Source organism: Empedobacter falsenii (genome assembly GCF_019308355.1).
Taxonomy (GTDB): Bacteria; Bacteroidota; Bacteroidia; order Flavobacteriales; family Weeksellaceae; genus Empedobacter; species Empedobacter falsenii_B.
The window spans coordinates 87,881-99,050 of sequence record NZ_JAAGKM010000007.1 but is presented as its reverse complement, the minus strand read 5'-3'; the positions used below and the strand labels follow the sequence as shown (position 1 = coordinate 99,050).

General features: G+C 28.1%; 12 protein-coding genes. All 12 read left to right on the top strand.

Annotated elements, in window-relative coordinates; translation table 11 throughout:
* Positions 1 to 83 precede the first annotated feature (83 nt).
* The 12 genes from G0Q09_RS05205 to G0Q09_RS05150 are packed head-to-tail and all read left to right on the top strand — an operon-like array spanning position 84 to position 11,168.
* The gene (locus tag G0Q09_RS05205; protein ID WP_219034176.1) at positions 84 to 383 is read left to right on the top strand and encodes a hypothetical protein; all 300 of its coding nucleotides are present in this window, start codon (positions 84 to 86) and stop codon (positions 381 to 383) included.
* 4 nt (positions 384 to 387) lie between these two features.
* Positions 388 to 1,536: a glycosyltransferase gene (locus G0Q09_RS05200; protein WP_180905871.1), complete on the top strand. Its 1,149-nt coding sequence runs from the start codon at positions 388 to 390 to the stop codon at positions 1,534 to 1,536.
* 9 nt (positions 1,537 to 1,545) lie between these two features.
* Complete coding sequence (locus G0Q09_RS05195) at positions 1,546 to 2,373, top strand: hypothetical protein (protein WP_219034175.1); 828 nt, start codon at positions 1,546 to 1,548, stop codon at positions 2,371 to 2,373.
* Complete coding sequence (locus G0Q09_RS05190) at positions 2,374 to 3,249, top strand: UbiA prenyltransferase family protein (RefSeq protein WP_219034174.1); 876 nt, start codon at positions 2,374 to 2,376, stop codon at positions 3,247 to 3,249.
* Complete coding sequence (locus tag G0Q09_RS05185) at positions 3,239 to 4,561, top strand: FAD-binding oxidoreductase (RefSeq protein WP_219034173.1); 1,323 nt, start codon at positions 3,239 to 3,241, stop codon at positions 4,559 to 4,561. The genes G0Q09_RS05190 and G0Q09_RS05185 overlap by 11 nt, the downstream gene beginning before the upstream one ends.
* Complete coding sequence (locus G0Q09_RS05180) at positions 4,558 to 5,283, top strand: SDR family NAD(P)-dependent oxidoreductase (RefSeq protein ID WP_219034172.1); 726 nt, start codon at positions 4,558 to 4,560, stop codon at positions 5,281 to 5,283. Before G0Q09_RS05185 ends, G0Q09_RS05180 begins: the two co-directional genes overlap by 4 nt.
* Positions 5,283 to 5,876, top strand: a complete 594-nt coding sequence (locus G0Q09_RS05175) for an HAD-IB family hydrolase (RefSeq protein WP_219034171.1) — start codon at positions 5,283 to 5,285, stop codon at positions 5,874 to 5,876. The genes G0Q09_RS05180 and G0Q09_RS05175 overlap by 1 nt, the downstream gene beginning before the upstream one ends.
* Before the next feature lie 29 nt (positions 5,877 to 5,905).
* Entirely contained in the window at positions 5,906 to 7,414 is a 1,509-nt protein-coding gene (locus G0Q09_RS05170; RefSeq protein WP_219034170.1) for a DUF8728 domain-containing protein, read from the top strand.
* Positions 7,414 to 8,556, top strand: a complete 1,143-nt coding sequence (locus tag G0Q09_RS05165) for a glycosyltransferase (RefSeq protein ID WP_219034169.1) — start codon at positions 7,414 to 7,416, stop codon at positions 8,554 to 8,556. Before G0Q09_RS05170 ends, G0Q09_RS05165 begins: the two co-directional genes overlap by 1 nt.
* Positions 8,557 to 8,559: 3 nt before the next feature.
* Entirely contained in the window at positions 8,560 to 9,108 is a 549-nt protein-coding gene (locus G0Q09_RS05160; protein WP_181816277.1) for a serine O-acetyltransferase, read from the top strand.
* A gap of 6 nt (positions 9,109 to 9,114) precedes the next feature.
* Positions 9,115 to 10,179 carry a glycosyltransferase gene (locus tag G0Q09_RS05155; protein WP_219034168.1) on the top strand — a complete coding sequence of 355 codons (1,065 nt, stop codon included), beginning with the start codon at positions 9,115 to 9,117 and terminating at the stop codon, positions 10,177 to 10,179.
* Positions 10,179 to 11,168 (top strand): glycosyltransferase family 2 protein, encoded by a 990-nt coding sequence (locus tag G0Q09_RS05150; RefSeq protein WP_125350551.1) that lies wholly within the window; start codon positions 10,179 to 10,181, stop codon positions 11,166 to 11,168. Before G0Q09_RS05155 ends, G0Q09_RS05150 begins: the two co-directional genes overlap by 1 nt.
* Positions 11,169 to 11,170: the final 2 nt, after the last annotated feature.

Genomic DNA, 11,170 nt, shown 5'->3' with positions numbered 1-11,170 from the left:
TTCTAAAATTTTATCGTAATTTGCTTTAAAGTTGTGCATTGAATTGTGTGTGTAGTAACTACAATTTACTGCTTTTTAGTAGCTTGTACAACTTTTATATACAAGCTAATACAAATGCACTACGGGTAGAGTTTATAAAAAGTAAAGGAATTGATGTTTATATTGTTCAAGCACCTATTACAAAAACGCTTTATAAATCAATTAATAATAATAAAGATGTGGATCGTTTTTTAAGTAATTTAGGTAATTATAAAAATTATCAAAACTTAATTGAATTGAAAGATTCTACAGATTTTTTTGACAATAACCATTTGAATCAAATTGGAGTTGAAAAATTCAATACAGTTTTGAGTAAAGATTTAAAGAATATTTTAAAGAAGTAGTAATATGACCAACCAACCAAAAAAAATACTATTTGTTTATTACAAGCTTTTCAAGGCTGGGGGAGTCGCACGCGTATTAGTTTCCTTGGCGAACGAATTAGTGGAGAAAGGTTATGATGTTTCAATTGTGATTATGATCAATGAAAAAAGTAGCTTTTTTGAATTAGACCATCGAGTTAAGATTATTGTAATTGATACTTTTTCGCATTGGGGATTTCAAAAAATTAATGTTAACTTGAATAAGTATTTTCCAAAATTGCCCTATAAAAATAACATCAAAAATTATGTGTATGATTTCGGTCAATGGGAAATGTTACATAAATGGATGAACAAGAATGGTCAAAATTATGATGTAATTATCTCAAGTTGGTATAAATTATCTGCTCAATTAGCATTGAATAAAAAAGTAAGAGGAAAGACAATTGCTTGGGAACATGCAAATTTTGAAGTAGGAGGAAAATTATGGAAAGATACTTTACGAAAACATTACAAAAATTTGAAAGGTGTTGTTTGTATTAACTCCAATTCTTTAGAACATTATAAAAATATTCATAAAAATGTTCACTTGATTCCTAATTTAATAGGAGAACCTTTTGAATCTTTTGATGAAAGTTTGATTGATCAAAAAGAAAATACGTTAATTTATGTTGGTCGATTAGATGCGGATAAAAATGTTGGTGAATTGATTGATATAGTTAATGAAATCAATTTAAAAGATTTTAAATTTAAGATTATTGGAGATGGACCATCTAAAAATGAGTTAGAAAACAAAGTGAAATCTATTGAGATTTTAAATGATAAAATTCTATTTTTAGGAAGTCAAACTATTTCAGAAATTTTTCAAGAACTTTCGAAAAGTAAAATTTTTCTTTTTACAAGTAAAACCGAATGTTTACCAACGGTTTTGATTGAAGCGAATTTAACAGCTAACGCATTAATTTCTTATAACTGCAAGTATGGACCTTCTGATATTGTGAATGAGAAAAATGGTTTTTTAATTCCTATGAATGATAAACAACTTTTTAAAGAAAAATTACAATACTTAATTGATTATGAAGAGGATTTAGAGTTACTCAATAAATTAAGTGGAGAAAATTCTGAAAAGTGGAGAAAAGATCTAATTATTAATCAATGGAATTCATTAATTGAATAATAATTTTGTATGATTAGTAAACAATTAAAAAATAAATTACGACGTTATAAATATCTGCTAAAATGGTATCTACAATATCATTTTCAAAAAGTCGAATCATATAAAAATAGAAAACCATTTGATGTATCTGAATCCCAAAATTTAGTGTTGGTTCCTCATGCCGATGACGAATGGATAGGTAATAGTCAGCTGTTATTGAAAAAAAATACAATCGTTTATTATTTTCAATTCTTAGGAAATAATTATAATGAAACAAATAAAACTGTAAGAAGAAATGAATTGATTGAATTAAAGAATAAAATTGGTTTTGAATTGGTTGTATCTAACAGTTATGAAGATTACTCAGATTTAAAAGAATTATTAAATAATAAAAGTATTTCTAATATATTTATTCCCTTTCCGATTGATTGGCATAAAGAACACATAAAAGTAAATACAATATTTCATCATATTTTATCAGGTTTACAAATTAAACCTAATTTGTTTTTTTATCATATTTCGGTTCCTTTGCCTATAGATTTTGAAATAAATTATATACAAATGGATAAATCTGATTTACATTTTAAACAAACTATTTTTGCTGATATATATAAATCCCAGTATAATACACCAATAAAACGTCTAAATTATCAGCTAAGATTAAATGCTAAAGGTTCGGAATGTTATGCTACAGAAAACTTTGTGGAATTATCTTTTGAAGAGTGGACAGATTTATTAAATTTTGTGAACGATAATTACGACACTAAAATAAAGGAACTTATTTATTATATTGATGATTTAGGAAAAATTAGAGAAAAATCAAATCAGATTTATAGAGATTGGAAAAATAATAATTAAATGCTAAACTATTTAAAACTTATACGAGTTAACCAATGGGTGAAAAATCTATTTGTTTTTTTACCAATATTTTTTTCGGGAAATTTATTGAATATCGATTTGTTTATTGAGTCGTTTTATGGCTTTTTAATCTTTTCGTTTGTGGCAAGTAGTATTTATATTATCAATGATTATGTCGATATAGAAAAAGATAAAAAACATCCCGAAAAGAAAAATAGACCATTGGCAAGTGGTAAAATATCGAAGCAAAATGCTTTAATTCTATTTGTTATTTTAGTCATTGTAACATCAATTCTGATTTATTTTTTTGGAAATAAATATGTCGCAATTCTTGTTGGAATTTACTTTTTTATGAATTTGGCTTATTCATTCAAGTTAAAACAAATTGCAATTCTTGATGTGATGATTATAGCATTTGGATTCTTACTAAGAGTTTTTGTAGGAGGATATATGACAGGAATCTTAGTAACAGATTGGACAACTTTGTTAGTATTTGATTTGGCACTAATTTTAGCTTTAGGAAAACGTAGAGGGGAATTAATTAACGCCGATTTACAAGGAATTACAAGGAAATCTCTAGATGGTTATAATCTCAATTTTCTTAATTCAGCTTTATCCATAACTTGTACTGTCGCTGTAATTTGTTACATGATGTTTATTCTTTCTCCAGAAACTCAATCCAAATTTCACCATTATATTATTTATACCTTTGTCTTTGTTTTTGCAGCTGTTTTGCGCTATTTGCAACAGACATTTGTATTTGCTAAAACCGAATCTCCAACTAAATTGATTTTTAAAGATCATTTTCTACAAATTTTAATTGTAATGTGGGGAATCTGTTATGTTTTATTGATTTATTTTAACAATGGAAAATAAAAAATTAATCCCAGTTGCCAATTGGGGACTATATCCATCTATAAAAGCCAATGTTGTTTCTCCAACTACAATTCTAGAATTTCAGGAAGCAATTCTTTCGAATGAAGAAGTTATAGCGAGAGGAAATGGTCGTTGTTATGGAGATGCATCATTACAAAATACAATTATTTCAACATCGAAATGGAATAAATTTATCGATTTTGACCGCAAAATTGGAACTATAGAAGTAGAATCAGGCGTTTTATTATCAGATATTTTAGAAGTTTCAATTCCAGCAGGATATTTTATTTCGGTAACGCCAGGTACAAAATTTATTACAATTGGAGGAGCAATCGCTTCGGATGTTCACGGAAAAAATCATCATATCGACGGATGTTTTTCAGATCATTTAATTCATTTTGATTTAATGATCGAAAATGGAGATATTTTACATTGTTCAAGAAATGAAAACACAGATTTGTTTTGGGCAACAATAGGAGGAATGGGATTGACAGGAATTATTATTTCTGCTAAATTTATGTTGAAAAAAATTGAGTCAGCATATATCCGAAATGAAGCAATTCAGGCAAAGAATTTAGATGAAATTTTCGAATTATTTGAATCTTCTGAATCTTGGACGTATAATGTTGCGTGGTTAGATTGTTTACAAAAAGGAACTTCTTTAGGAAAATCGATTATGTTGCGTGGCGAACATGCAACTTTAGACGAATTACCTCAAAAATTAAAAAAGAATCCTTTAAAAATTAAGAAAAAATTAAACTTAAATATTCCATTTTTCTTTCCAAATTTTGCGTTGAATCCTTTATCAATCAAGATTTTCAATTGGTTGTATTTTAATAAACAAGGTAAAAAGCATTTGAAAAATTATGTGGATTACGAAACATTTTTTTATCCGTTAGATGCTGTTCATAATTGGAATCGTATTTATGGGAAAAATGGTTTTATTCAATATCAATTTGTGATTCCAAAGGAGACGGGAAAAGAAGGAATGCGAAAGATTTTGGAAACAATTGCTGCTAGTGGAAATGGTTCTTTTTTAGTCGTATTGAAATTGTTTGGTGATAATAATCCAAAAGCGTATAATTCGTTTCCAATGAAAGGATACACGTTGGCTTTAGACTTTAAAGTGAATAATAAATTAGAAAAATTAATTGCAAGTTTAGATAAAATTGTGATGGATTATGGAGGACATATTTACCGGACAAAAGACGCGATGTCTAATCCTGCTTTGACAGATTATTTACAACATATCGATTCTCCAAAATTCGAGTCGATGCAAAACGAACGTATCAATAGATTTAAACAAAAATGATAGTAATAGGATCAAATTCTGATGTAGCAATAGCTTTTGTAGAAAAGGTTTTGAAAGAAGGTAAACGTTTTCCGATGGTTTATTTATTTACATCAAACATCGAAAAAACAAAGAAATTAGCACTACATTTTTATGCAAAATATGAGCAAAAATGCGAGATTGTTCATTTCGATTTAACAAAAGAAAACGATTATTCTTTAATTTCTCATATTGATTCTGAATTATTGTTTTGTGCAGCTGGATATTTAGGAAAAAATTCGGAAGAAGGTTTATACGATGATTGGAATACGAAACAAATAGTAGAAGTTAATTACTCAAAATTAATTGTCTTAATTAATCATTTTGCGCAGAAATTCGAAGCAAAAGGTTCGGGAACTATCATTGGATTGTCGTCTGTAGCTGGTGAACGTGGTCGTCAAAGCAATTTTATTTATGGATCTGCAAAAGCTGGTTTCACAGCTTATTTAGCTGGTTTGAGAAATTATTTATTCCATAAAAAAGTTCATGTAATGACGGTTATTCCAGGATTTATGGATACACAAATGACAGCTGATATCGAAACACCAAAACCATTAACAGCTCAACCAGACCAAGCGGCTAATATTATTTATAAGGCTTATGTCAAAAAGAAAAATGTTGTTTATGTAACATTTTTGTGGTGGGGAATTATGATGATAATTCGTAATGTTCCTGAATTTATTTTCAAAAAAATGAAAATGTAATGAATCGCAATTTATACCTTTTTGATTTTGATGGAACATTAACTTGTAAAGATACCTTATTCGATTTTTTAAAATTCTCTTTTTCTAAAGTTTATTTCGTTAATTATCTGATGTTTATACCGTTGTTTGTCGTTTCAAAATTAAAGATAATTGATGCTGGTTTTGTAAAAGAAATGTTTATTTCGAAATTTTTGAAAGGAAAATCTTATGTTGAAATTAACCAATTAGCTCAAAATTATTTCGAAAAAAATCATCAAGAATTAATTTATTCAAAAGCTGATGAATATATTAAATCGTTAAGTAATTATAATGACAAATTTATCGTTTCAGCTTCTGTCGATTTTTGGATTCAACCTTTTGCTGATTATTATGAAATGGGACTAATTTGCACCAAAGCAAAATATGATGAACAAGGTTTTTTTACAGGGAAATTTGCTTCACCAAATTGTAATTATCAAGAAAAAAAGAATAGAATCGAGAAAGAGATTGATTTGTCTTTGTACGATCAAATTATTGCTTTTGGTGATACAAAAGGTGATGAAGCAATGTTTTCGATCGCTACAAAATCTAATTTTAGATATTTTAATAAATAAAACTATATTTGTACGACCAAACTATAGCTATGAAAGATTCTTTGAATAAAAGTAAAATTTTTATTGCTTCAATATTGATTTTACTTCTTAAATCTATCTTTTTCTTTACTCGCCATATACAAGAAGATGCTTTAATTTCGTGGCGTGTTGCTCGAAATATCATCGAATATGGTGTTTACGGTTATAATGGTGCTGAAAAAATTTCGGCCTCTACCACGCATCTTTATGTTTTTGTAGGAGTTATTTTTCAGTCTTTTTTTGGAGAAGGAAACTTCATTTATCCACTCCTTATTTTCAATACAATCTTATTGACAGTTGGTATTTATTGGCTTGGAAAACTATTTTTTAATTCTACAAATAAGATTATTTTATTCATTTTATTTGTTAGTTTTTTACCGCCAGCTATAAAGATGTCAATCTTAGGAATGGAATTCGGAATGCTTTTCTTTTTCTATATGGCATTGATAAAATATGGTTTTGTAGAAAGAAAAAATTGGGCATTTATTCTGTTTCCAGTTTTAATCCTTTGGACGCGTATTGATACGTGTATTTTCTTAGGATTGTTATTTATTTACGATGTAATTCAGCAACGTAAATGGAATAACGCATTGATGATTGGTGGTATTTTAGCTGTTTTATCTACAGTAGCTTTTAATTGGTTTTATTTTGGAGAAATTGTAAATAATACAATTACTTCAAAAAAGAATAACTACTCAAATCCAACTATTTTAGAAAGATGGAATGAAATCAAATTCTTTGGACTAAATTATTTCGGGATTGTAAAATTTCCAACATCTATCTTTAACTTTTCAACTATAATTTTATTTCTAATATCTCTAATTTGTTTAGTTATATTAAATAAAAAATGGAATGTTGATAAACGAAAAGTTGTTTCGTTTTTGTTCTTGTTTGGACTTGTTAAAACGTTCATTTTTGGTGCGGCTAATTCATGGTTCGATTGGTATTATTGGATTCCACAAATCTGTCTATTCTTACCTATTATATTAATTGTTTTAGATTCCGATGAGTATAAAACTTTTTCAATAGTATATTTTATTATCTTTTTTATTCCATTTACGTTATATCAAGCGGTTCATTCTATCGCAACGGGACACGGAGAATGGAATCATGCACGTAAAATAGGTTTGTATTTAGATTCGATTGAACCTAACAAAGACAATTATATATTCTTAGAACCAGCAGGTTATATTCCTTATTTTTCTAAATTGAAAGTAATCGATTATGTTGGGTTGGTTGATAAAAGATTAACAGAAGAAAATATCGTGAAAAATGGTAAAGAAGTAGGTTTTTCTAATCTTATAAATAAAGCAAAACCGAAATATATTTTGGAAGATTTTAAGCCAATGTTCAAAGGCGAATTAGCTGATAAATCTATTTATGAAGATTATGAATTAATCAAAGAATTTAAAATTGCTGATGTTGCAAAGTCGGATAATCCAATTTTAGATAAAATCTATAAATTCAAACCTTCTGGTCGAGATTTCTATTTATATAAACGTAAATCAACAGCGAAATAATGGCAGAAAAGAAGAAAATATTAATACGTATTGGCTCACTTCGTCATGGAGGTGCTGAAAAAGTATTGGTCACTTTTCTCAAAAATCTTTCACCAGAAAAACACGAAATTGATTTGTTGTTAAATCTCTATTCGGGTAAGTATTTAAAAGATGTTCCATCTTGGATTAATATCTATTATTTGAATAAAGGTGAAATGATTACGACGAATCGTCCGCAGGATATTCCGCAAAAAGCTTTTCGAGTGATTTATCAAAAGATTTTGTCAACGTTTCCAAAGTTGCTTTATAAATTTATTTTACCAAATAAAAAATACGATATAGAGTTTGCGGCAATTCATGGAATGGCAGATGAAATCTTGAATTCTCCGATTAAATCTTCTAAAAAGATAGTTTGGATTCACAATGATTTGTCGAATATTCCTGAATATACAACAGAACGATTGAAAAATTTTTTCAAGTTTGATCAGATTCTAGTGATTTCAGAAAAAATTAATCAATTATTTTTAGGTTTAGCAAATTCAGATGAACAAAAACAAAAAGTGGTTCGAATTTATAATCCTATTGATGTCAATGAAATTAAAAAGTCAGCATTAGAACCTTGTGAGATTCAGAAAAAAACTGATCAACCGACATTTGTTTCAATCGGAACAGTTTTTCCACAAAAAGGATTTGATCGTCTATTGAGAGCGCATCGCAGATTGTTAGACGAAGGCTTTCAACATCAAGTTTGGATTGTTGGTGATGGTTATGATTTTCCGAATATCAAAAAATTGGTTGAAGAATTAAAAGTTGAAGAAACAGCACATTTGATTGGTTTCAAAGAAAATCCATATCCTTATTTTGTTCAAGCCGATTATTATATTTTGTCCTCTCGTTACGAAGGTTATCCAACTGTTTTATTTGAAGCGATGGTTTTAGCAAAACCAATTATTACAACAGATGTTTCGGGAGTTAGAGAAATGTTAAATGATGGCGAATTAGGATATATTATCGATAATGAAGAAGAAGCAATTTATGATGGAATGAAATATTTTATTCAAAATCCTGAAATTGCTCAAAAATATCAACAAATCATTGAAGGTAAAACACTACCTTTTGAGTTAGGTAATGCAGTAAATTCAATTGAAAAATATTTAAACTAAATTATGAAGACAATTATTCAGAAAGATTTTTATCGAAACTTTGGATATTGGACGAATTCTCCTTTTTTGAAAGGCTTTATAAGTCCAGGTTTTCGTTTTATTTATTGTTTAAGAAAAGCTCAACAATATTCTACAAAACATCCTTTAGGATTGATTTATCGTTTATTGCTGCGTCGTTATTCGATTAAATATGGCTATCAAATTTCTGCAAAAACAGAAATTGGAGCAGGTTTAAATTTAGGTCATTGGGGAACTGTTGTTGTTAATCCGAAATGTAAAATAGGAAAAAATTGCAATATAGCGCATGGCGTAACGTTAGGACAGACAAATAGAGGAAAATTGAAAGGTTTTCCAATTTTGAAAGATGATGTTTGGGTCGGTACAAATGCCGTAATTGTTGGTGGAATTACAATTGGAAATAACGTGTTGATTGCGCCAAACAGTTATGTAACGCAAGACGTACCAGATAATTCGATTGTGACAGGAAATCCAATGCAAATTATTTCGAACGAAAAAGCAACGGAAGGTTATATTAATAATAGAATTGATTAAAATTTTTTGAAAACAATACTTTTCATATTGCCAGATCTTAATCAAGGAGGTGCGGAGCGAGTAATTACAACGCTTTGTAATGAATTAGATCGAACAAAATTCTGTCCAAAATTGGTGTTGTTTAAAAAAGAAGGTTATTATTTGAATCATTTGAAAGATGATGTTGAAATTATTGAATTAAAGGTTTCTCGTATTCGTTATTCGATTTTCAAAATTATTCCGTTGATTAAAAAGTTGAAACCAGAAATCGTTTTTACAGGTTGGGGAGAAATTTCGGCTTTTTTATCACCAATTATTTCGTTGTTTCCTAAAACTAAGTTTATCACAAGAGAAACAAATGTGGTTTCTAAACATGTAAAACGTAAAGAAATTTTATTCTTTTATCGATTTTATAATAATTTTCATCAAATTATTGCGCAAAGTGACGATATGAAAAATGATTTGATTGAGAATTTTAGAATTTCGGAAAATAAAATTGTGAAAATTAATAATCCTGTTGATTTTGATTTGATTAATCGATTAAAAATAGAAAGTGTTAATGTTGGTTTTAACATGAGCTATAAAAATATTGTGGCAATAGGAAATCTTTCACCACGAAAAGGTTTTGATCTTTTATTGAATGTGATGAATGAATTGAAAGGAGAAAATATACATTTAACGATTCTTGGTGATGGAGCTTTTAAAGATGAACTAGCTCAACAAAAAGGAGAGTTAGGTTTAAATAATGTAACGTTTAAAGGAAAAGTTTCAAATCCATTTGTTTATTTAAAGAATGCAGATTTGTTTGTGCTTTCTTCTCGTTACGAAGGTTTTCCGAATGTTTTGTTGGAAGCTGGAGCTTGTGGAACTTATAGTTTGACAAATAATTGTCCAGGAGGAATCAATGAAATTGTGCAAGAAGGCATTAATGCAGAAATTTTTCCAATTGAAAATTCGAAGGGTTTTGCAGAAAAAATGAAAGAAATTTTGAATCAATCTCACGATAAAGAAAAAATAGTAAAAAGTATTTATTCACGCTTTAGCAAAGAGATTATTATTTCTAAATACGAATCAATTTTTGATAAAATATAATGTCAGTTCAACCTAAAATATCAGTCATTGTACCAGTTTATAACACCGAAAAGTATCTTTCGAAATGTTTAGATTCGATATTGAATCAAACGTTAAAAGATATTGAAGTGATTATTGTAAATGATGGATCTAAGGATGATTCGCAACAAATAATTGATGTATTTGTTTCAAAGGATTCTCGCGTAATTTCTATTCACAAAGAAAATGGAGGATTAAGTGATGCGAGAAATGTTGGAATTGAAAAATCGAAAGGAGAGTTTATCGCTTTTATTGATTCTGACGATTATATAGATTCATCAATGTTTGAAAAGATGTTTGATTTGGCAAAAAAACATCAATCTGAAATTGTTTTATGTGATTTGGTAAAAGTTGATGAAAAAGGAACTGAATTTCGTGATTTACCACAATCGCCTCAATTGCCAGAAAAAATAGTTTTATCAGATGATTTTACAATTTTTGGAGAAATGAGTTGCTTTGCTTGTAATAAAATCTTTAAAAAATCGTTGTTTGAAAATCATCGATTTAGAAGAGGAATTCATTTTGAGGATATAGAATTGATTCCGAAATTAGTTTTAGATTCGAGTATTATTTCTAAAATAAATGAACCTTTTTATAAGTATTTTGAACGACAAAACTCTATAAGCAAAACACATACAGAAAAAGGTTTGGATATGTTTGTAGCTGTAAATGAGGTGACAAATTATTTTTATCAGAGTAAATACAATACATTTGCAACTGAGCTAAAGCGTTTTCAAATCATACAAGGTTATTATTCGTATTTAGCTTATTTGGCTTATGTGAAAGATAAAAATTTGAAGCGTAAAATGTTAAATGTTTTGAATGACTTTTTAAAGGCGAATAACTTAACAAAAAAGGAACTTAAAAACTATATACGTTTCGATAGAAATTATTTAAATTCATTACCATTGAAAAAAAGAATTTTTTACCATTTAGCCATGATTTATCCTCAACTATTACTTAAATTTTAATC